At 65.5% G+C, this 20,196-nt stretch carries 20 protein-coding genes; 14 read left to right on the top strand and 6 right to left on the bottom strand.

The genetic code is table 11. The features are described from left to right. Positions 1-2: 2 nt before the first annotated feature. Positions 3-674 (bottom strand): HAD family hydrolase, encoded by a 672-nt coding sequence (locus DOL89_RS19875; RefSeq protein ID WP_318658543.1) that lies wholly within the window; start codon positions 672-674, stop codon positions 3-5. Positions 675-810: 136 nt separating this feature from the next. Here DOL89_RS19875 and DOL89_RS19870 point away from each other — a divergent pair, with 136 nt between their 5' ends. Continuing rightward, positions 811-1,374: a GNAT family N-acetyltransferase gene (locus DOL89_RS19870; RefSeq protein WP_119681088.1), complete on the top strand. Its 564-nt coding sequence runs from the start codon at positions 811-813 to the stop codon at positions 1,372-1,374. Positions 1,375-1,401: 27 nt separating this feature from the next. Here DOL89_RS19870 and DOL89_RS25070 read toward each other — a convergent pair whose 3' ends face one another. Then, positions 1,402-1,569: a hypothetical protein gene (locus DOL89_RS25070; protein WP_162937708.1), complete on the bottom strand. Its 168-nt coding sequence runs from the start codon at positions 1,567-1,569 to the stop codon at positions 1,402-1,404. A gap of 350 nt (positions 1,570-1,919) precedes the next feature. Here DOL89_RS25070 and DOL89_RS19865 point away from each other — a divergent pair, with 350 nt between their 5' ends. From DOL89_RS19865 to DOL89_RS19830, 8 genes are all read left to right on the top strand, one after another. Beyond that, positions 1,920-2,531: a sigma-70 family RNA polymerase sigma factor gene (locus DOL89_RS19865; protein ID WP_119681087.1), complete on the top strand. Its 612-nt coding sequence runs from the start codon at positions 1,920-1,922 to the stop codon at positions 2,529-2,531. Beyond that, a complete protein-coding gene (locus tag DOL89_RS19860; protein ID WP_119681086.1) occupies positions 2,528-3,220 on the top strand; it encodes a ChrR family anti-sigma-E factor in 693 nt (230 codons plus the stop codon). The genes DOL89_RS19865 and DOL89_RS19860 overlap by 4 nt, the downstream gene beginning before the upstream one ends. Positions 3,221-3,755: 535 nt before the next feature. Then, complete coding sequence (locus DOL89_RS19855; protein WP_119681085.1) at positions 3,756-4,916, top strand: glycosyltransferase family 2 protein; 1,161 nt, start codon at positions 3,756-3,758, stop codon at positions 4,914-4,916. 13 nt (positions 4,917-4,929) lie between these two features. Further along, entirely contained in the window at positions 4,930-6,603 is a 1,674-nt protein-coding gene (locus DOL89_RS19850; RefSeq protein ID WP_162937707.1) for a glycosyltransferase, read from the top strand. After that, complete coding sequence (locus DOL89_RS19845) at positions 6,600-7,622, top strand: polysaccharide deacetylase family protein (RefSeq protein WP_119681083.1); 1,023 nt, start codon at positions 6,600-6,602, stop codon at positions 7,620-7,622. Before DOL89_RS19850 ends, DOL89_RS19845 begins: the two co-directional genes overlap by 4 nt. An 11-nt stretch (positions 7,623-7,633) precedes the next feature. Next, positions 7,634-8,545 carry a glycosyltransferase family 2 protein gene (locus DOL89_RS19840; RefSeq protein WP_119681082.1) on the top strand — a complete coding sequence of 304 codons (912 nt, stop codon included), beginning with the start codon at positions 7,634-7,636 and terminating at the stop codon, positions 8,543-8,545. Further along, complete coding sequence (locus DOL89_RS19835; protein WP_119681081.1) at positions 8,542-9,630, top strand: glycosyltransferase family 2 protein; 1,089 nt, start codon at positions 8,542-8,544, stop codon at positions 9,628-9,630. The genes DOL89_RS19840 and DOL89_RS19835 overlap by 4 nt, the downstream gene beginning before the upstream one ends. 2 nt (positions 9,631-9,632) lie before the next feature. Continuing rightward, positions 9,633-11,450 carry an ABC transporter ATP-binding protein gene (locus DOL89_RS19830; protein WP_162937706.1) on the top strand — a complete coding sequence of 606 codons (1,818 nt, stop codon included), beginning with the start codon at positions 9,633-9,635 and terminating at the stop codon, positions 11,448-11,450. A 7-nt stretch (positions 11,451-11,457) separates the two neighbouring features. Here DOL89_RS19830 and DOL89_RS19825 read toward each other — a convergent pair whose 3' ends face one another. Together DOL89_RS19825 and DOL89_RS19820 are read right to left on the bottom strand one after the other, a co-directional pair. Beyond that, positions 11,458-12,270, bottom strand: a complete 813-nt coding sequence (locus DOL89_RS19825; protein WP_162937705.1) for a DODA-type extradiol aromatic ring-opening family dioxygenase — start codon at positions 12,268-12,270, stop codon at positions 11,458-11,460. Positions 12,271-12,348: 78 nt separating this feature from the next. Beyond that, positions 12,349-12,819, bottom strand: a complete 471-nt coding sequence (locus tag DOL89_RS19820; protein ID WP_119681079.1) for a DoxX family protein — start codon at positions 12,817-12,819, stop codon at positions 12,349-12,351. Between the two features lie 101 nt (positions 12,820-12,920). On the opposite strand from DOL89_RS19820, the gene DOL89_RS19815 reads away from it, so the two are divergent. Beyond that, on the top strand, positions 12,921-13,862 hold the full coding sequence (locus tag DOL89_RS19815) for a LysR family transcriptional regulator (protein WP_119681078.1): 942 nt from the start codon (positions 12,921-12,923) through the stop codon (positions 13,860-13,862). 313 nt (positions 13,863-14,175) lie between these two features. Here DOL89_RS19815 and DOL89_RS19810 read toward each other — a convergent pair whose 3' ends face one another. Continuing rightward, on the bottom strand, positions 14,176-14,970 hold the full coding sequence (locus tag DOL89_RS19810) for an SDR family NAD(P)-dependent oxidoreductase (protein WP_119681077.1): 795 nt from the start codon (positions 14,968-14,970) through the stop codon (positions 14,176-14,178). Between the two features lie 204 nt (positions 14,971-15,174). Between DOL89_RS19810 and DOL89_RS19805 the strand changes: the two genes are divergently transcribed. Together DOL89_RS19805 and DOL89_RS19800 are read left to right on the top strand one after the other, a co-directional pair. Continuing rightward, complete coding sequence (locus DOL89_RS19805) at positions 15,175-15,420, top strand: hypothetical protein (protein WP_119681076.1); 246 nt, start codon at positions 15,175-15,177, stop codon at positions 15,418-15,420. A 39-nt stretch (positions 15,421-15,459) separates the two neighbouring features. After that, positions 15,460-16,914, top strand: a complete 1,455-nt coding sequence (locus tag DOL89_RS19800) for an NAD(P)-dependent oxidoreductase (protein ID WP_119681075.1) — start codon at positions 15,460-15,462, stop codon at positions 16,912-16,914. A gap of 6 nt (positions 16,915-16,920) precedes the next feature. On the opposite strand, the gene DOL89_RS19795 is transcribed toward DOL89_RS19800, so the two are convergent. Further along, positions 16,921-18,405, bottom strand: coding sequence for an inorganic phosphate transporter (locus DOL89_RS19795; RefSeq protein WP_404813515.1), 1,485 nt, complete (start codon positions 18,403-18,405; stop codon positions 16,921-16,923). A 242-nt stretch (positions 18,406-18,647) separates the two neighbouring features. On the opposite strand from DOL89_RS19795, the gene DOL89_RS19790 reads away from it, so the two are divergent. Further along, complete coding sequence (locus DOL89_RS19790) at positions 18,648-19,328, top strand: GntR family transcriptional regulator (RefSeq protein WP_162937704.1); 681 nt, start codon at positions 18,648-18,650, stop codon at positions 19,326-19,328. Between the two features lie 61 nt (positions 19,329-19,389). Continuing rightward, positions 19,390-20,193 (top strand): phytanoyl-CoA dioxygenase family protein, encoded by an 804-nt coding sequence (locus DOL89_RS19785; RefSeq protein WP_119681073.1) that lies wholly within the window; start codon positions 19,390-19,392, stop codon positions 20,191-20,193. The last annotated feature ends 3 nt before the right edge of the window (positions 20,194-20,196 follow it).

Below are 20,196 nucleotides of genomic sequence, written 5' to 3'. Positions count from 1 at the left end.
CTTTATCCCCTCGCCAATGGCGAATCCGCGTATTTCTCCAGCAGGTCCGCCGCGTCCCAGTACAGGTCCGCACAACCGGCCTGTCTCAGCTCCTCTGCGGGGAAGCCGCCGGCAAGTACGCCGATCGTGCGCAGGCCCGCCTTTCCCGCTGCCTGCGCGTCGTATGGGGTGTCGCCGATCACGACGCTTTGCTCGGCCGTGAAGGGAGCGACCTCCTCAAGCGCCGCCAGGAAAATGTCGGGGTATGGTTTGGAGCGTTCTGCGTCGCTGGAGCTGGTAGCGCCCTGGATGATGTCCTTGATGTTCGCCAGCTCGATATAGCGCTCCAACTCGTCTCCCTTGGCGGAGGAGGCGAGCACGATCTTCTTCCGGTCTTCCCGCAGCCGAACGAACAGGTCGCGCACCTTCGGAAATGGCCGGGCGCGGGGCAGGTAATCCGACATGAAGAGCTGCTTGCGGAAGGCTTCGATCTCTTCGCCTTCCTTCTCGACAAGCTCCTTCGGCAGGAACACCGGCATGAGCTGGTCTCCGCCCTTGCCGATCTGGGCGCGCACCTCGGCATGCGGAACATCAACGCCCCATCGGTGCAACGCCTCACGCCAGGAGGCGGCGTGCAGATCCACTGTGTCGATCAGCGTTCCGTCGACATCGAATATCACCGCCTCGATGGCCATTGAGCTTCCCTTCCAAAGTGCGGGACGCCAACAAGCGGAACGGGAGATCTGTTGCGCGTCCTCCGTTCCGGACCGATTGCCACTTTTTGCACTGCACAATACCATCTCCAGGTAGACGGCTGGACGGGGAAAGGTGATGGAACACGCACTTGCCGCTCTGACGGGCCGGTTGGCAACGGAAGATGATCTGCCTGCCCTCCGGGAACTGATGGGCCTGTCCATCGACCAGCTTCAACAGGGTTTCCTCAGCCCTGCCGAGATCGAGGCCAGCCGTTCCATCATGGGGCTGGATACGCAGCTCGTCCTTGATCGGACCTATTTCATAGTGGAGATCGGCGGGGATATGGCCGGCTGCGGCGGATGGAGTCGGCGGGCCACGCTCTATGGCGGGGATCACAGCGGGGATGTTCGAAACGCCGCCCTGCTCGACCCCACGCGTGATGCGGCCAGGGTCCGGGCAATGTACACCCATCCCGCATATACGCGCCGTGGCGTCGGACGCCTGCTTCTTCACTTGAGCGAAGCTGCTGCGGCGGCGGAAGGATTCGGCCGGGTCGAGCTGATGGCGACCATGGCGGGAGAACCCTTGTACCGCGCCTGCGGTTACCAGGAGATAGAGCGGACTATGGCTGGCCCGGCCGGCCGGGCCATCGTACCCCTGATCCGGATGGGAAAAACGATTGGCCCGTCCGTCGTCTGACGGGCCGGTATTTGGCCGGGACGCCGCTCACATCTCCTCTTCGATCAGCCGCACCTCATCCTCGGCGGCTGCGCCGCCGCTCCAGTCGCGGTGGACCTTTCTGGCGTCGGCAATATCGGTGGTGCAGTAGCTCCGCAGGACGGGGCGTCCCCACGGCTGCTCGGGACCGATATGCTGAACCGAGTAGATGGACATAGAGCTTCTCCCTGCCAGCGTATTTTTGACCGGGCGATCCGCCTAGGCAAGGAAGTGATATCTCTATACGCCACGTGACAACAATATTACGGAATTGATATGCCCCTTGTGCTTTTCGCATAGCAGCATGCCATCGAGGCAACTGTCCGCCCCGTGCGGGAAGTGGGTTGCCCGGTGGCGTCGTAGCGACCGGAGTGCGCGGAGAACGCTGGCCGCCAAACTCGAGGGATATCTGCTTAGTGGCCGGGACATCGCTTATCTGCTTAAGTTTTAATTCGGGTGGGTTAGAATAGGCATCAAATGAACGGCGCTGCAGAAGCGCCAGTACAGGGTGGATGCGGACGGTGCCAATGGCGGAAACCGAAGCCCCTGCGGATGCAACGCCTGGGCTGGCGCGGGACGAGGCGGGCGTTGCAGACAGTGTGCGGCTGCAACGCCTGCTCCTGGCCGTGGCATGCGAAAAGGACAAGGGGGCATTTGCAGAGCTGTTCCGCAGCTTTGCGCCCCGGCTGGCTGCTTATTGTCAACGCCTTGGCGCTCCGCCCGCTCAGGCGCAGGAGATTGCGCAGGAGGCCATGCTGGCCGTCTGGCGCCGTGCCGACAGCTTCGACCCGGCCGCGGGAACGGCATCCGCCTGGATCTTCGCAATCGGCCGTAATCGTTTCATCGACCGGTTCCGGGGAGAGCTTCGGCCCGAGCCCGACATTTCCGATCCAGCGATGGAGGTTGCCGCCCCTCGGACGCCGGAGGAGGAGGCGCTGGAGGCGGATCAGGTCCGCAATATGGCTGCGGCACTGAAACTTTTGCCGAGTGAGCAATCCGAAGTGCTCCGGCTTGCGTATTACGAGCATCGGAGCCAGACGGACATCGCCGAAATGCTAGGTGTGCCGCTTGGAACTGTAAAATCGAGAACCCGTCTCGCGCTGAAGCGTATGAGGGAATTGATGGAGACCTGCGCGTGAGCCGGTTACCCGACCACCACCCCGATGACGATCTGCTGTTCGCATATGCGAGCGGATCGCTGTTCGAGGTGAAGGCGCTGTTTGTCGCCACGCACCTGGCCTATTGCCCGGCCTGCCGAGCCCGTGTGCGCGCCTATGAGGAAAGCTGCGGCCAGTGGCTCGCGGATATCGCGCCGACTATGGAAGACAATGGGATGGAAGCGCTGCTCGCCGACCTGCTCGGTCGGCTTGACGAGCCTGAAGCCCCGTCCAGTGCCCAAGTGGATGCGGCGGCGCGCAAGGACCCGGCGTTTGCTCCCGCGCAATGGGTTCCGGAACCGCTCCGCAGTTACCGTGGCTTTACCGATAAGGGCAACTGGACCGATATCGCGCAGGGCGTCAGCCTGTCCGAATGGGCTTATGAGGCCTCCGGGAGCCGTGTGTGCCTGCTCCGTATGGCGCCGGGTGGGGTTGTTCCGGCTCACCGCCATACTGCGCTGGAAGGGCTGCTTCTCCTGACTGGAACCTTCCGGGATGAATATGGCTCCTATGCCAAGGGCGACGTGGTGACATACGAGCCGGCTTCGCTTCACCACGCGGTCGGAACAGGGACCGAGGATTGTGTCTGTCTGTTTCTTCTCGATGGCGAACTCGAATTCCTGGAAGGCGACGCGGCTGAAGCTGCCCATTCCGAACAGCACGATAGCTGAGCTTTCGTTGCTTTCAGCAGGTCGGGGGCTGGGCAGATTCGCGGGGGGCTGCCCTGGGGGTGCTCTGCCTAGCTTGCCGGCGCTCTGCCCGCTGAATCAAAAAGCACTTCTTTCGCATCGGGCCTATACGTCCGGTAGGGCGGCTTCGCCCATTCGGGCTCTCCGAACTTGCTTATCTCTTGGCCTTATATTCGGTGGAAAACCGGCCTTTTGCGCAGGAATATTCGCGCAGCTATGCCGCTTTCGAAAATGCTGATCGAAGCTGGCGTCTGGCGTGAGCCAAGCGATGAAGAGAGCCGTCGTGTAGAACAAGACGAAGCGCCTGAACCGCGCAGATGAAAGAGGGGTATCAGTAACGCCAGCGGCGCATGTGCTGTGGGTGTTTTGCCGTAGAGCCGCGAATAGGGCGGCGTCTGACCTGATATCCCTTCTCCAGGCTCAACTGGCCCGGAGCCTGACGCTCTTGAATGCCGAATGGTGGAAGCTCCGCGGACCTGTCGCGGAGGCGCCGAACTTGTGTCCCGTTGGAGGATTGATGCGCGAAGATCTGGTCTCGGTCATCGTTCCAGCCCACAACGCGGCCTCTACGATCGAAGCCACGCTGGCTTCCGTACTCGCCCAGACCCATGCGGCGCTTGAGGTGGTGGTCATCGATGACGGGTCCACCGACGGGACCGGTGTGCGCGTGGTGGCGATGGCGCGGCAGGATCCGCGTATCCGATACGTCTATCAGTCCAATGCCGGCGTGGCGGCCGCCCGGAATGCCGGCATCGCCATTTCGTCCGGCGCCTACATCGCCCCGATGGATGCCGACGATATCTGGCATCCGACGAAGATAGAAAAGCAACTGGCGCTGCTGACCGCCGCCGGGCTGGAGGTTGGGGTCGTCTATTGCTACACACGGCTGATCGACAAGGCCGATCAGGTGGTGGAAACATTGCCGCCCGGCCAGCGGACCGGTGATGTCTTCACGACGCTGTTGCTCAGCAACTTCATCCGTTCCGCCAGCATCCCGCTGATCCGCCGCCGTGAGTTGGAGGCGGTCGGAGGCTATGACCGGTCGCTGCGGGAGCGCGGCGCGCAGGGCTGCGAGGATCTGAAGCTCTATCTCATGCTGGCGGAGCGCTGCCGGTTCGAACTCTGCCCGGAATATCTGGTCGGATACCGGGTCAGCCGGTCCGGCATGTCCGCCAATGCGGTACTGATGCAGCGCTCATGGCTCATGGTGATGGAGGAGGTCAAGGCGCGCCATCCGGAGATCCCGGTGTGGCTGTTCAACTGGGCGGCCGGCAACTTCCATCGTTGGCTGGGCTTCAACACCTTGAGCTACGGACAGGTCGGGACGGGTCTTACCCTGCTCGCCCGTTCGGCCGTGGAGGACCCGGCGACGCTGCGCCCCGGCATGCTGGCCACACTGGTGGAAATCCTGACCGCGCGATTGGCGCAGCGGCTGGGGGTCAAACCGGTGCTCAGCCGTTGCGCGGATCGCCTGCGCGGGCGCATCCGCCGGCCCCTGGCCCATTTCGGCGATATGGACCCTGCCTGCCTGGATGGGGGGCTTCCGGAGGCGTGGGAAAACCACCGTCAGGCCGTAGCCAAAGCCGTGCACTGCACGCCGCCTGCGGACGGAGCGGATGGGATCAGCCCGACCGCACCGAGCCGTTCCGTGCGCACCCGCCGCAAACGTTCCGCCTAGGAGCCGCCGGATCATGGTCAGCAATGTTGCAGTCCTGCCCGCCCCGCAATCCGAGGCACCCGCCGGGCGGACAGACCGGGCGTCGGCCGCCGTAATCATCACCTGCTTTAATCACGGACGCTTCCTTGCGGCGGCAATTGACAGCGTGCTGGCGCAAACCGTTCCAGCGGCAGAGATCATCGTGGTGGATGACGGTTCCACCGACAATACGGAGGAGGTTGCCCGTCTTTATGCGGAGATACGGTACATCCGGCAGGACAATGCAGGGCTGAGTGCGGCCCGCAATACGGGGCTGCGCGCCGCTGCTTCAGATTTCGTCGCGTTCCTTGACGCGGATGACCTGCTGTTGCCCCAGGCGTTGGAGAAAGGGCTGGACACCTTCGCCGCCCGTCCGGATTGCGCCTTCGTCTATGGCGGGCATCTCGGCGTGGATGAGAGGCGCGCACCCTTGTGGGAAGTCCGGGCCCAGGCGGAGGAAGCCAGCTACCGCGCCCTTCTGGCAGCCAACGTGATCGGCATGCATGCCACCGTGCTCTACCGCCGCTGCCTGCTGCTGGATGCCGGCGGGTTCGATGAGGGGCTGCGGGCATGTGAGGATTACGACGTCTATCTTCGCCTTGCGCGCCGCCATCCCATTGCCTGCCACAGCGGAGTCATTGCCGAATACCGGCAGCATGACGCCAACATGTCCCGCGATCCGGAGCGCATGCTGACTACCGCGCTCACCGTCCTGAAAGCCCAGCAACGCTATGCGGTCGATCCAGAACATGCAGGCGCCCTGGCGCGCGGTCTGGTCTTCTACCAGCGCTCCTACGGGCTGCCCTTGATCCTCCAGGCGCTGAAGGGCTTGGCCGATCTAGGGCGGCGGGAGGAAGCGCGGCGGCATCTTGCGCTGGCTGTACGCACCGCACCCCGCGCCTTTCCGCCAGCCGCTGCGGCGCTGGCAAGGGCGGCGGTTCGGCGGCTGGAACGGCGGCTTCCCACCGGCTTTCGCCGGGTAATGCGCAAGGCTTCCGGCAAGCTCCTGATCCCGCCCGTCGGGGAGGTGACTTTCGGCGATCTGCGCCGTACGGCGCCCATCGACCCCGATTTCGGCTTCGGCCGCGGTCTGCCCGTGGACCGGCATTATATCGAAGCGTTCCTGCACAGCCGCGCCGCAGACATCTCCGGCCGCGTGTTGGAGGTGGGGGACAATGCCTACACCATGCTGTTCGGGGGCAGCCGCGTCAGGCAGAGCGACATCCTGCATGTGTCCGACGCCAATCCGCTGGCGACCTTCGTCGGCGACCTCACCGACGCGGAGCATATTCCGTCCGATGCTTTCGACTGCGTGGTGCTGACCCAGACCTTGCATCTGATTTTCGACATGCCCCGCGCTGTTGCGACCCTGCACCGGATACTGAAGCCCGGCGGCGTGCTGCTGCTGACCGTGCCGGGGATCAGCCAGATCGACCGCGGGGAATGGGGCGAATCCTGGTACTGGGCGCTCACCCCGGCCGCCGTTCGTCGCCTGCTGGCGGAGGACTGGTCGGGCCTGGAGGTGGAAAGCCATGGCAATGTCCTCAGCGCGACCGCCTTCCTCCAGGGCCTCTCGGCACAGGAGCTGACGCCCGCGGAGCTGGGGACCAAGGACCCGGCGTATCCGGTCATCGTGACCGCGCGGGCGGTCAAGGCAGGCCCGGCATGAACCGGCTGCGCTGCATGGCCGGCCGCTTCAAACGCCAGGTCCAGGCCAGCCTCGGCGGCCGATATGTGCTGATGTACCATCGGGTGGAGCGGCTGGATCGTGACCCCTGGGGGCTGGCCGTGACGCCGGACCGATTCGCCGAACACCTCCAGGTGCTCAGCGGTTACGGCCCCTGCATGACGCTGGGAGAGATGGCGCTCCGCCATGCGGACGGAACCTTGCCGCGCCGGGCAATCGCCGTGACCTTCGATGACGGCTATGCCGACAATCTGCTGAACGCCCTGCCGCGGTTGGAGCGGGCAGGCGTACCGGCAACCTTCTTCCTAGCTCCGGGGTTGCTGGACGGGCGGACGCCATTCTGGTGGGACGAGCTTGCGGCAATTCTGCTGCGGCCCGGCACCATCCCGTCCCGACCGGCCCTACGCGAATGGACCGATCCGGTCGAATTCGGCGCCGCCGCGACCCTGTCGCCGGAGGATGAGGAACGGCACCGCGGCTGGCGCGTGTGGGAGCCGCCGCCCACGCCCCGGCACGCACTGTATCTCGACCTCTGGTCCCGCCTGCGTCCGCTGCCCCATTACCGGCGACAGGCCATGCTGGCGGAATTAGCTGAGCAGACCGGCGGCGTTCCTGCGCGTGACATTCGCAACCGGCCGATGGACCGGGATGAGGCGGCGCGTCTGGCTGCATCCCCCATGGCCGAAATCGGGGGCCATACCCTGACCCATCCGACCCTGCCGGCCCAGGATACCGGCTGCCAGCTCCGGGAAATCCGAGATGGGCGATCGGCCTGTGAGGAGATCGCCGGGCGCCATGTCCATAGCTTCGCCTATCCCTATGGCGACCATGGCCCGCAGACGCCGGAGCTGGTCCGCATGGCCGGCTTCACGGCCGCCTGCGTCACTATGGCCGGCCCTTTGCACCGGGGCACGGACTCTTTCCGCCTGCCACGCATACCGATGCAGGACTGGTCCGGAGCGGAGCTGGCCCGCCGGCTCGCCACCGGCGATCTCTACTGAAGGAAGGCGCTATGACCACCGGGCCCCTGATCAGCGTGATCATCCCCTTCCTCAACCTCGAGCGTTTTCTGGCGGAGGCGGTGGAGAGCGTGCTTGCGCAGAGCTTCCAGGATTGGGAACTGATCCTGGTGGATGATGGCTCGTCCGATGGCAGCACGGAAATCGCGAAGCGATATGCGGAACGGCACCCCGGACGCATCCGCCGGGTCGAGCATCCCGGCCATGCCAACCTAGGGATCAGCGCATCGCGGAATCTTGGACGCCGACATGCCCGCGGGCGCTGGATTGCCAGCTTGGACGGCGACGATGTCTGGCTGGCCGGCAAGCTGGCAGAGCAGATGGAGATATTAAGCCGTCATCCGGAGGTGGGGCTGGTCATCGGCGCCAGCCGATACTGGCATGGCTGGACCGGTCGGGCGGAGGATGCCGCCAAGGACCGTGTGGTCGCTATCGGGGCTCCGCCGGACAAAGTCTACGCGCCGCCGCACCTGCTGGAGCTGCTCTATCCCCTGGCCGGCGGGGCGGCGCCCTCCATGAACACGGTCCTGGTGCGGGCCGACGTGGTGGACCGGGTCGGCGGTTGGGAGAACAGCTTCCGCGTTGCTTATGAGGATCAGGCGTTCCTGACCAAAATCTATCTCGCCACGCCTGTCTATGTCTCCGCAGCCTGTTGGGACCTGTACCGGCAACGGCCGGGTTCCAGCATGCAGGTCGATCTGACCGGCGCATCCTACAACCTGCACCGCAGCCGCTTTCTTCACTGGTTTGAGGAGTATCTGCGTGGGCGGGAATTGACGGGGACACCGGTATGGCGGCTCACCCGGCGGGCTTTGCGGCCCTACCGCTATCCATGGATGAGCCGGGTTGAGCGGATCGGGCGCAGGGCCATTGGGCAGCTCCTGGGGGCGGGAGCGCCGTCATGAGTATGGCCGATCTCGTCTCCGTCATCATACCGGCCTACAATGCGCAGGCGTTCATCGGCGAGGCGGTGCGCTCCGCACTGGACCAGACCTACCCCATGCTGGAAGTCGTCGTCGTGGATGACGGCTCCCGCGACGGGACGGCGGAGATCGTCGCCGGCTTGGCCGCCGCGGACCCGCGGGTGTGGCTGGTGCGTCAGGCCAATGCCGGGGTGGCAGCCGCCCGCAACCGGGCCATCGGCGAGACCCGAGGCGATTACATTGCGCTGCTGGATGCCGATGATATCTGGCACCCGACCAAGATCGAACGGCAGATGGAGGTCATGCGCAGGGGCGGCAGCCGGTGCGGGCTGGTCTATTGCCGGTACCGGGAGATCGACGCGGCCGGCCAAGTGCTGCGCAGTCCGGCCCTGCCGCCCTATCAAGGCGATGTCTTCGGTTTATTGGTGCTGTGCAATTTCATCGGCGGTGGCAGTGCTGCTCTGATCCGCAGGTCGGCGCTGGAAGGAACGGGCGGCTTCGATCCCGGACTGCGCAGCCATCGGGCGGAGGGAGCAGAGGATATCAAGCTCTTCCTGTCCATCGCTGCCCGCTGGGAGGTGGGCGTCGCGGAGGAGTTCCTGATGGGCTACCGCCGCACCGGCGCCAGCATGTCCGGCAACGCCGCCGCCATGCTCCGCTCCCAGCAGCTCGTACTGGAGGAACTGCGCACCTCCTGTCCCCGACTGCCGGCTCGCCTGCTCCGCTGGGCGGAGGGGGAATGCCGGGCTTGGTTGGCGACGGAGGCGCTTTATGCAGGTCAGATGGAGCGGGGATTGCGCCAACTGGCCGGAACGCTGGTCCGCGATCCAGGCGCACTGCTGCGCCGCCGCACCCTGCACGCCCTCTCCATTGCCTTGCGCAAGGCGCTGCGGTCGGGATCTGCTGCTGGAAATTCCATCATGGCCCCTGACGCGCCCGGCCCTGCCTTCCTGGAGCTGGCCCCCCGCGATGGGCTTGACCTGCCCACATCAACGCCGCCGACCGCCGCCCGGCGGTTGGCCTTTGCTTCCGGCTGGCGCAGCCTTGCGTCGCCGGCCGGGAGGTAGCCGTGCAGGACCAATCCCCGGCGGCAATGGACCCTCAACTGATCCACACCGTCTATCTCCATACGGAGGGACGCCGTTGGGCACTTCCAGTCCTGGTGGTGCTGGGCCTGCTCACTGCGCTGACCGAAGGGTTGGGAATCGGCATGATGATCCCGCTCTTCGCATCGTTGTTCGAGACGGGGCAGGAGGCGGGCGTCTTCACCGCGTTGTTCGACTGGTTCGGGGCCGGGCTGGGACAGGAGGGGCGCATCGCCTTGCTGGCCGGCACGATCATGGGACTGATCGTGCTGAAATCCCTGGTCCAGTACGGGTACGAAGCGCTGTCGATCTGGTTCAGCGGGCACATGATTCATCGCCTGCGGCTGGCCCTTTTCCGCCAACTCATGGATGTCGGCTACGCCTTCTTCGCCAGTCGGGACCAGGGACGCCTTTTCGACATGGTGCGCGGGGAAACCTGGCTGGTAGGGGAGTTTATCCTGCTGCTGTCGCGCGCCATGATCAGTATCTGTGCCGTCGCCGTGTTCGGGGGGCTGCTTCTCCTGATCTCTCCCGGTCTGACCTTGGCGGCAGCGCTGGGCGGCATCGCCATTACGCTGCTGGTTCGCGTGGTGGCGCGGCGTGTCGGTCGGCTGGGAGCGGAGACGGTTGAAAGCTCCGCCGCGCTGTCCAAGCGCACTATTGAGGCGCTGGGCGCCATGCGGGTCATCCGCCTATTCAGTCAGCAGGATCGGGAGCATCGCCGCTTCGCCGAGGCGGCGGAGCGGGACCGGGCGGCCAGCCTCAAGGTGGAACTGGCGGGAGCCATGATCCAGCCGGCGACGGAGATGCTGTACGGGCCGCTGTTCCTGGGTATCCTTCTGTTCGCCTGGTCCGCCAGCGTTGCCTTCCCGACCCTGATCGCCTTTCTGGTTCTTCTCTACCGGCTGCAGCCCCATGCCAGACGACTGGACCATATAAGGGTGGAAATCGCTGCCCTGTTGCCGGCGGTGCAGCAGATCGTGGGCCTGCTCCGCCGCGACGAGAAACCCTACATTGTCTCCGGCCCAATTCCGTACAGCGGCATGCGGGAAAGCATCGTCTTCGACAATGTCTGCTTCTCCTACGGCGAGGGCAGGCGCGCGGCGATCACGGATGTGAGCTTCGAGATCGCCCGGAACAGGGTTACCGCCCTGGTGGGCGAGTCCGGGGCGGGGAAGAGCACGCTGTTGAACCTGCTCTGCCGGCTTTACGATCCCGACAGGGGCGACATCCGGGTGGATGGCGTGCCGTTGCGGGAGCTGGAGTTGCAGGGGTGGCGGGCGCGGCTGGCCTTCGCAGGCCAGGACGCCGATCTGCTGGGTGACACCATCTTCGACGCCATCGCCTATGGACGCCCGGACGCCCGGCGAGAAGAGGTGATGGAAGCCGCCCGCAAGGCCCATGCGGCGGAGTTCATCGAGAGGCTGCCCCAGGGCCTCGACACGCCGGTCGGGGACCGCGGCCTGCAACTTTCCGCCGGGCAGCGCCAGCGTATCGGCTTGGCTCGGGCGCTGCTGTGCAGGCCGGATATCCTGATCCTGGACGAGGCGACGAGCGCCCTGGACAGTCTTTCGGAAAGCCTGATCCAGGATGCGCTCGGCGCGCTTGCCGGGACAATCACCATCATCGTCATCGCGCACCGTCTCAGCACCATCCGCGATGCCGACCATGTGGTGCTGATGCGCGGCGGCCGGCTGGTGGAACAGGGCCGGCCCGTCGACCTGCTGCGCCGCAAGGGCAGCGCCTTCGCCAAGTTGTGGGAACTGCAGAGCGGCGCCTTCGCAGAGGCCGCCCAGCTCTAGGTCCGGGTCATGCCGCCTTGCCGAACAGGAAGGCGGACTGGGCGCTGCCCAGCACGCGGTCCTCGAACACCCGGTGCCCGAGATCGCCGCCCGCCGCGCCAGCCACCACATGCAGCGGCAGCAGATGCTCCTCACGCGGGTGGGAAACGCGGCCGCTCGGCGCGTCCGCCCAGGCGGTCAGCCGCCGCTCACGTTCCGCCGGTTCCGCCTCCACCGTTTCGGCCAGCCAGGAATCGAAGCGCACCGAGTCCGGGTCCAGCGAGGAGCCGTCCCAGCGGAAGCGCCGCATATTATGGAAGCTCATGCCGGAGCCGACGATCAGCACGCCCTGCTCGCGCAACGGCTCCAAGGCCCGGCCCATGGCGATATGCTCCGCCGGGTCCAGCCCAGTGCGGAGGGAGAGCTGCACCACCGGGATGTCGGCATCCGGGTAGATCAGCTTGAAGGGGATGAACACCCCATGATCCAGCCCGCGCCGGTGATCCTCCGCCGTAGGAGACCCTGCCTTGGACAGCAGTTCCCGCACCTGGGCCGCCAGGGCCGGGGAGCCAGGAGCCGGGTAGGTCAGGCGGTAGGTGTGTTCCGGAAAGCCGTTATAGTCGTAGAGCAGGGGCGGGGCGGCCTGGGCATTCACGGTGAAGGACGGCTCCTCCCAATGGCCGGAGACGACCAGCACCGCCTTGGGCCGCGCGCCTATCAGGCCGGATACGCCGCGCAGCCAGTCGCCCATGCGGTTCCAGGCATCCGGCGGGTTCCACTCCATGAAGAAGCAGGGACCGCCGCCATGCGGCACGAAGAGGGTGGGCAGCTTGTCCGTCATCTTGAAGTCCCTCATGAACGGCAGGAAATCATCGGGACGCAGCGGTCCGCCGGACCGGCCGCGCCCCTTATACTCACTTCAGACCGGCAGGCCCAACCGGCGGTCCAGGGAGTAGCGGCCGCCGCCCTGCAGGAAGATGGCAATCGCGATCAGGCCCCACATCAGAGGATACTCGTAACCGCCATCGGTCCAGAAAAAGCCGTTGGGCAAGTGGACGGAGAAGACAGCCACCGCCATCAGGACGGCAATGGCCAGTGCCGCAGGCCGGGTCAGAAGGCCGAGGACCAGAGCCAGACCGCCGAAGAACTCCACCATGCCGGCGCCGAGTGCGAACAGCCATCCCGGCTGCATCCCGAGTTGGGTCGCGAAGAACTCACCCGTCGCGCTCAGCCCGTAGCCGCCGAACCAGCCGAACAGCTTCTGCGCCCCGTGCGGGATCAGCAGCAGTCCGGCGGTGGCGCGCACCAGGGGGTAGGCCAGCGGGGCCGCCTTGTCAGCGATTGCGGTCAGGCCGGTGGGAGCGGATTGGAAGATGGTGGAAGCGGTCATGTCAGGTCTCCATTTTAAATGGGCGCTGCGGATCGCGCCGTTGTCTGGGCCTGAATGTGCTATGGTTTCCGGGAGCGCGGGAGACGGCTGGTTTGGAACACATGGTTGACGAAGCGGAAACCATCGGCGGGTCATTGGACGATATACGCGCCTTCTGCGCTGTCGTGGAGTTCGGCACTGTGTCGGCAGCGGCACGGCTACTGGGGGAAACCAAGGGCGGGGTTAGCCGGCGAGTATCGCGGCTGGAGCGGCATCTCGGCGTCGGGCTGCTGGCACGCACGCCGCGGGCCGTGACTCCCACCGAGGAGGGTGCGGCCTTCTACATCAAGGCCCGCGATGGCCTCCGGCTGCTGGACGACGCGGCGGAGGGGGCGCGATCCTCCCGCTCCGTACCATCCGGTCATCTTCGCGTGACGGCCTCGCTGGATATCGGGCTTGAGGTGCTGTCAGAACTCGTGGTCCGCTTCCGCGCACTGCATCCGCAGATCATGGTGGAGTTGCTGCTGACCGACTCCCCGCTTGACCTCGCGGCGAACCGAATCGACTTGGCCTTGCGCGCCTCCTCCACCGCCTTGCCCGACATGGGCTACCGCGCGTCCGAACTCGCCACCTTCTGCGCCAGCCTCTATGCCTCTCCCGTCTATCTCGCCGCGCGGGGGGAACCGCAGATGCCGGCCGACCTCTCCGGCCATGATCTCGTCCTGGCCCATGGCGCCGTAGGTGCGATGCAGATCGGCCTCAGCGACCGGAAAGGGCGGATGGAGCAGGTGCTGGCCCGTCCGGTGATCCGCACGACCGACTTTTCCAGCGTTCTGCGGATCGTCGCCGCTGGCGGAGGAATCGGCCCGGTGCCGGACGTCGTTGCGGCGGCCTCGGTCGCATCTGGGAGTCTGGTCCAGGTTCTGCCTGGCTGGACATGGCTGGAGGCGAAGCTGCACGCCATCAGTCTGGGCGGCCGGGAGATGCCGGCCCGTGTGCGCGTCTTCCGCGAGTTCATCCGGGCCGAACTGGCCGGGATGAAGGGAAGGGCCGATCCGGGCTGAGTTCGCTGCCTGCCAGAACCCTGAAAAGAAAAAAGGCCGCCAGTAACGGCGGCCTGAGTTTAGGGAGGAAACGCCCAAGAAGGCGTGCGGCGCGAACGCCGCGAGACAGACATTACGTATTGCACCGCAGCATGGGAAGCCCTTTTTTCTCGAACCATTCGGTTTCTGAAATGACGATCCAGCAAGGAAATCCCACCCAAACCTCGGAGAACCTTGGAATCCTGCGGCTTTCAGAAAGGCGCCGTAATGTTGCATCGCGGTCTTTGCAGATGCAGCAATGCTCCCTTGCGGCCAGTGCAGCGGTACCGACCGGCTAAGCGAGCGTCTCCACCACTCCGCCATCCACGCGCAAGGCAGCGCCCGTCGTGGCAGAGGAGAGGGGGGAAGCCACATAGACGGCGAGGTTCGCCACTTCCTCTACTGTCGCCGCGCGGCGGATAATGGAGCTGGGGCGGTTGGCCATCACAAAGTCGGCGGCTACCTGCTCAATCGGCTTTCCGGATTTTTCCTGCTCCTCCTTCAGCATGGCCTCCAGACCGTCGGACAGGGTCGGGCCGGGCAGAATGGCGTTCACCGTGACGCCAGTGCCCGCCATCCGCTTGGCAAGACCGCGCGCCAATGACAAGTCCGCGGTCTTGGTGACCCCGTAATGGATCATGTCGGCCGGGATGTTCAGCGCCGATTCCGACGACAGGAACAGCACCCGGCCCCAACCCCGCTTCACCATTCCGGGCAGATAGGCCCGTGAAAGCCGCACGCCGGACAGCACGTTCACTGCCAGGAACCGCTCCCACACCTCATCGGGCGTGTCGAAGAAATCCTGTGGGCCGAAGATTCCGACATTGTTGACCAGGATGTCCGCGTCCGGAACGGCGGAGACAAGGGCGTTGCAGCCCTCCGCCGTGCCGAGGTCGGCGGCAATGCCGCGCGCTTCCACGTCCGCCACTTCGCTCGTCAGTCGGCCGACCGCCTCATCCACCGTGTCCTGCCTGCGTCCGTTCAGGACTACTGATGCTCCGGCCCCGGCCAAGCCCTTTGCAATCGCATAGCCGATGCCCGCGGTGGAGCCGGTGATGATGGCGGTCTTACCGTTCAGCTCGATCTTCATCTCTCGATCCGTCCTGCTGTTCGATCCTGCGAAGTACAAAAGGCCTGGAAGCTTCCATTCCGGAAAAATCGGCGCTTACAGCCGTGTACGGAAACCAACAACATCGGCCGGTGTCGCGTGCGCTGCACCATCCCTGGCCCAAGCAGGGGGAACAACCCCGGCCAGAGCCTGTTGCTGCTGGTTTGACGGGTGGAGGATCCTGCAATGGCCGAAGACAATATCGACCAAGCGAGAGAAATGGCCGAGGAGGGCGCCCGCAAGCTCAAGCAGGGCGATCCCCAGGGCCGGGAACTGATTGAAGAGGCAAAGCGCCTCGACCATGACGCCGTCGCCGATATCGCTCCGGAGAGCGCCGATGTGAACCGGGGCCGGGATAACGCCGTGCCGCACCCGCCGGCCAGCACCACGTCCCATCTGGTGACCGATCCCACCCGTAGGGGCGAATCTTAAGCGGGTCTCCAGCACGCGAGCGCAGAAGAGGAGCGGCTGATGGCGCACAGAATGCTCGGTTTCGTCCATACCGAGATGAGGATGCCCGACAAGCGGTCGGCCGAAGAGCGTCGGCACGACTTCAACGAAATCTATCCCGGCTTTCACCAGGACCGAGCTGGTGAACAGGCCGGACGCTGCTCCCAATGCGGAGTGCCCTTCTGTCAGGTGCACTGCCCGCTGCACAACAACATTCCCGACTGGCTGCGCTTCACGGCGGAGGGGCGGCTGGAGGAGGCCTATGAGATCGCCTCCGCGACCAATACATTTCCGGAAATCTGCGGCCGCATCTGCCCGCAGGACCGGCTGTGTGAGGGCAACTGCACGATTGAGCAGTCCCGCCACGGCACCGTGACCATCGGCACCATTGAGCGCTACATCACCGACACGGCCTTCGAGAAGGGGTGGGTGAAGCCGCGCCTGCCTTTGCGAGAGCGCGACCAGTCGGTCGGAATCATCGGCGCCGGCCCGGCCGGGCTGGCGGCGGCGGAGATGCTGCGGGCCAAGGGCTACAGCGTTGATGTCTATGACCGGCACGACCGCATGGGCGGGCTGATGATCTACGGTATCCCCAGCTTCAAGCTGGAGAAGTTCATCGTACTCCGCCGGATCGCGTGGCTGGAGGAGCAGGGGGTACGCTTTCACCCCGGCACCGATGTCGGACGCAATATTACCCTCGCGGAACTGAGGCAGCGGCATGATGCGGTGTTGATCGCCACCGGCGTCTACAAAGCGCGCGACATTCGCGCGCCGGGCAGCACGCTGGACGGGATCGTGCCGGCTCTGGACTACCTGATCGCCAATAACCGGGTTGGGTTGGGCGACACGGTGGTGGATTATGAGAGCGGTCGCCTGAAGGCAGCCGGCAAGGATGTGGTGGTGATCGGCGGCGGCGACACGGCCATGGACTGCGTCCGCACAGCGATCCGTCAGGGCGCCAAATCGGTGAAATGCGTCTACCGCCGTGACCGCAGAAACATGCCGGGCTCCCAGCGCGAGGTGTCCCATGCGGAGGAGGAAGGCGTGGAGCTGGTCTGGCAAACCGCGCCTGAGGCCTTCCACGGCGACAGCCGGGTGCAGGGCATGCTGGCGTCCCGCATCCATCTCGGCGTCGTCGATGCCGCCGGCCGGCAGACCCCGCAACCGGTGCCGGGATCGGAATTCACCCTCCCGGCCGATCTGGTCATCAAAGCTCTGGGCTTCGAGCCGGAGGATCTGCCGATTCTGTTCGGGGACGCCAATCTGAAGGTCACCCGATGGGGCACCGTATCCATCGATTTCCGCACCATGATGACCAGCCTGGACGGCGTCTTCGCGGCTGGAGACATCGTGCGGGGGGCCAGTCTGGTGGTCTGGGGAATCCGCGACGGCCGCGACGTGGCGGAACACATTCATACCTACCTGCGCCGCAAGGCCCAGGCTGCCACGGCCAATCCCGTCGCCACCGCCGCCTGACCGGCTTCAAGAAACAGGGCCGGTCAGCAGTCGCGTCACATGGAATAGCACGGCGCTCAGCAGCGCCGTCAGCGGCACCGTAACCAGCCATGCCGTGACAATGGTGAGCAGATGGCGTCGGCGGACCAGTTTCCGCCGGCGCCGCTTCTCCTTCCCCGGGGCGGCGGGAAGGGCGGAAATCTGGGCGACCGATGTCGACAGCGATGCCTCCCGTTCCCGACGGGCGCGCTTCAGGTGCCCGCCACGACTGCCGTAATATTCCCGCGCCAGCCCTACCCCGAAGATCGCCCCGACGGCGATGTGGGTGGAGCTGACGGGGAGCCCTAGAGCCGAGGCGGCAAGCACCGTAGCCGCGGCGGCCACAGCCACGCAGAAGGCCCGCACCGGCGTCAGTCGTGTGATCTGCTGCCCCACCATGTGGATCAGCCGCGGGCCGAACAGGGCAAGGCCCGCCGACAGGCCCAGGGCGCCGATGACCATGATCCAGCCCGGTACCTGGACCTTCTCACCCACCGTGCCCTGGACGGAGGAAACGATGGCGGCCAGCGGACCGATGGCATTGGCCACATCGTTTGCGCCATGGGCGAAGGAGAGGATGGCCGCGGACACGATCAACGGAATCGCGAACAGGGTTCCCACCCCCTTTTTACTGTTCTCCAACAACGGCGCCTGACGGTCGACCAGCATGCGGGCAATCCAGGCGACCAGCACGAAGATCCCTGCCACCAAGGCCAACATTAGGATCGTGTCAGGCTTCCATACCCGCGATAGACCCTTCTGGATCAGATAGGCGGCGAATGTCGCTGCCGTGGCTCCGACCACGACCGGCACCCAAAACCTGGATGCGGCGATGCGGTCCTGCGCCTGCAGGATCAGCCTGTTCAGGACGGCCAGCAGCAAGGCGGCCAGGATGCCGCCCAGCACCGGTGATACAACCCAACTTGCCACAATGGCGGCCAGCACCGGCCAGTTCACCACCTCCAGCCCGGCGGCCGCCAGTCCGGCGCCCAGTACGCCCCCGACGATGGAGTGGGTGGTCGAGACCGGAGCGCCCACATAGGTCGCAAGGTTGAGCCATAGTGCCGCCCCGAGCAGGGCTGCCATCATCACCGCCACGAAGATGCCGCTCGTGGCGATGCCGGCGGGGTTGATGATGCCCCGGCTCACCGTCTCCACCACGTCGGCTCCGGCCAGCAGGGCGCCGGCGGCCTCGAACACCGCGGCAACGGCCAGCGCTCCGCCCATGGTCAGCGCACGCGCGGCAACCACCGGGGCCATGTTATTAGCAACATCGTTGGCCCCGATGTTCAGCGCCATGTAGCCGCCGATCACAGCCGCCCCGACGATCAGCCAGCTGCCAGTCACCGAGCCAGCGCTGCTTGCTGCGACAGCTGCGACGAGTGCCAGGAATCCCAGGCTCAACCCGATTGGAAGGAACCCGGATACGCCCGGTTTGAAACCCTTCGCCGGCCCGCGCCGATCCTGCTCCAAGGCATGCTTCTTCAGTGATGGGGAAAGCTGAGCCAACCTGCACTCCCTCTTCGCCAACGCCGTTCAACGCTGATTTCCCGGCTCTGGTTCGCGCAGCACCTAAAAAGAGGGCAGTATCGGAGCGGAGCTCACCCTTAATTGCCGCCGCTGCTGACGCCGGGCAGACTTGACCAAAGCCGCGGCAAGGTGACACTGTCTTCGCATTCGGAATTCCGAATTCCATGTTCAGGGCAGGGCCGCTGATGGAGCCACTTGGCAACCAGCCGATTCTGATCAATCAGGTTCATCAGCGGCTCCTGACGGCCATAGTCGATGGCACCCTGCCGGCGGGGCACCGCATCCGCCAGGGGGAGTTGGCGGAGATGCTGGGCGTCTCCCGCCAGCCGATCAGCCATGCTTTGCAACTGCTGAGGCGGGAGCGCCTGCTGGAACAGTCCGGGAAGCGAGGCCTGATCGTGGCCCATGTGGAGGCTGCCCGCATCAACGACCTCTATCAGGTGCGCACGGTGATCGAGCAGCTTGCCGCCCGATTGGCGGCGGAGCGGGTGGCGCGCAAGGCCGCCGCGGCGGCGGAGGTCGATGCCGTCCGTACTGCCCTGGCCGCCGGTCAGGAGCTCGGGCCCGAGGCCGGCGTCGGGTCCTATATTGAGGCGGACGTAGCCTTTCACAGCGCTATCTACCGTCTCAGCGGCAACAGCGCCGTGGAGGAGACGGTGGCGGCTCAGTGGCCGCACCTGAAACGGTCCATGGGCATGGTGCTGGCGGATGCCGCCGGCCGGCCCGTTATCTGGGCGGAACACGCCGCCATCCTCTTCGCTATCCTGGCGGGGGATGGCGACAGGGCGGCGGAGGCCGCCCGCCGCCATACCGACCGTGCACGGAACGAAACCGTGTTGCGCCTGTCCCGGCGGACCGCTGCTTGAGAAGGCGGCCGCTCCAACCCATCACGGCCGTCAAGAGCCGGATAGACGGAGGATTCACGCCATGAAGCTTTCCCCTCAGCAGCTCGCCGACTTCGATGAGCAGGGCTGGCTGTTCCTGCCCGAATGCTTCTCGGAGGAGGAGGTGGCCCTGCTCCGCCGCGAGGCGCAGGCCATCTACGCCACCGACCGGCAGGAGGTTTGGCGGGAGAAATCGGGCGCACCCCGCACCGCCTTCGCCGCCCACACCTACAATGACGCCTTCGGCATCCTGGGCCGGCACCCGCGCCTGATCGAACCGGTGGAGCAGCTTTTCGGCGAGAAGCTGTACATGCACCAGTTCAAGGTGAACGCCAAGGCAGCCTTCAACGGCGATGTCTGGCAATGGCACCAGGATTACGGCACCTGGGCGCGCGACGACGGCATGCCGGAGCCGAAGGCCATGAACATCGCCGTCTTCATCGACGAGGTGATGCCGATCAACGGCCCTCTGATGCTGGTTCCGAAGAGCCATAAGGAAGGCGTGCTGCCGGCGGGCCACGACCTTCAGACTACCTCCTACCCGCTCTGGACGCTGGATCAGGCCACGGTGACGCGTCTGGTGGAGGAGGGCGGGATCGTTGCCCCGGTCGGCAAGCCGGGCGGCGTGCTGATGTTCCATGGCAACCTGGTCCATGGTAGCGCCGGCAACATCACCCCCTATGGCCGCACCATTGTCTATCTGACGCTCAACGCCGTTTCGAACTACATTCGAACTCCGACCCGGCCGGACTGGATCGCGCACCGCGACTTCACGCCGATCGAGCCGTCGAGCGACGACGCCCTGCTTCAACTGGCACGGCAACAACCGGTCCTAGCCGCCGAATAACAA

Origin of the sequence: Indioceanicola profundi (assembly GCF_003568845.1) — a bacterium.
GTDB classification, from domain to species: Bacteria; Pseudomonadota; Alphaproteobacteria; order Azospirillales; family Azospirillaceae; genus Indioceanicola; species Indioceanicola profundi.
The sequence above is the reverse complement of the archived record's forward strand: the minus strand, read 5'-3'. Positions and strand labels throughout refer to the sequence as shown.

Bases quoted from the DNA above. Each gene is read 5' to 3' on its own strand.
- DOL89_RS19875 (WP_318658543.1), bottom strand. From the start codon at position 674: ATGGCCATCGAGGCGGTGATATTCGATGTCGACGGAACGCTGATCGAC.
- DOL89_RS19870 (WP_119681088.1), top strand. From the start codon at position 811: ATGGAACACGCACTTGCCGCTCTGACGGGCCGGTTGGCAACGGAAGAT.
- DOL89_RS25070 (WP_162937708.1), bottom strand. From the start codon at position 1,569: ATGTCCATCTACTCGGTTCAGCATATCGGTCCCGAGCAGCCGTGGGGA.
- DOL89_RS19865 (WP_119681087.1), top strand. From the start codon at position 1,920: ATGGCGGAAACCGAAGCCCCTGCGGATGCAACGCCTGGGCTGGCGCGG.
- DOL89_RS19855 (WP_119681085.1), top strand. From the start codon at position 3,756: ATGCGCGAAGATCTGGTCTCGGTCATCGTTCCAGCCCACAACGCGGCC.
- DOL89_RS19850 (WP_162937707.1), top strand. From the start codon at position 4,930: ATGGTCAGCAATGTTGCAGTCCTGCCCGCCCCGCAATCCGAGGCACCC.
- DOL89_RS19845 (WP_119681083.1), top strand. From the start codon at position 6,600: ATGAACCGGCTGCGCTGCATGGCCGGCCGCTTCAAACGCCAGGTCCAG.
- DOL89_RS19840 (WP_119681082.1), top strand. From the start codon at position 7,634: ATGACCACCGGGCCCCTGATCAGCGTGATCATCCCCTTCCTCAACCTC.
- DOL89_RS19835 (WP_119681081.1), top strand. From the start codon at position 8,542: ATGAGTATGGCCGATCTCGTCTCCGTCATCATACCGGCCTACAATGCG.
- DOL89_RS19825 (WP_162937705.1), bottom strand. From the start codon at position 12,270: ATGACGGACAAGCTGCCCACCCTCTTCGTGCCGCATGGCGGCGGTCCC.
- DOL89_RS19820 (WP_119681079.1), bottom strand. From the start codon at position 12,819: ATGACCGCTTCCACCATCTTCCAATCCGCTCCCACCGGCCTGACCGCA.
- DOL89_RS19815 (WP_119681078.1), top strand. From the start codon at position 12,921: ATGGTTGACGAAGCGGAAACCATCGGCGGGTCATTGGACGATATACGC.
- DOL89_RS19810 (WP_119681077.1), bottom strand. From the start codon at position 14,970: ATGAAGATCGAGCTGAACGGTAAGACCGCCATCATCACCGGCTCCACC.
- DOL89_RS19805 (WP_119681076.1), top strand. From the start codon at position 15,175: ATGGCCGAAGACAATATCGACCAAGCGAGAGAAATGGCCGAGGAGGGC.
- DOL89_RS19800 (WP_119681075.1), top strand. From the start codon at position 15,460: ATGGCGCACAGAATGCTCGGTTTCGTCCATACCGAGATGAGGATGCCC.
- DOL89_RS19790 (WP_162937704.1), top strand. From the start codon at position 18,648: ATGGAGCCACTTGGCAACCAGCCGATTCTGATCAATCAGGTTCATCAG.
- DOL89_RS19785 (WP_119681073.1), top strand. From the start codon at position 19,390: ATGAAGCTTTCCCCTCAGCAGCTCGCCGACTTCGATGAGCAGGGCTGG.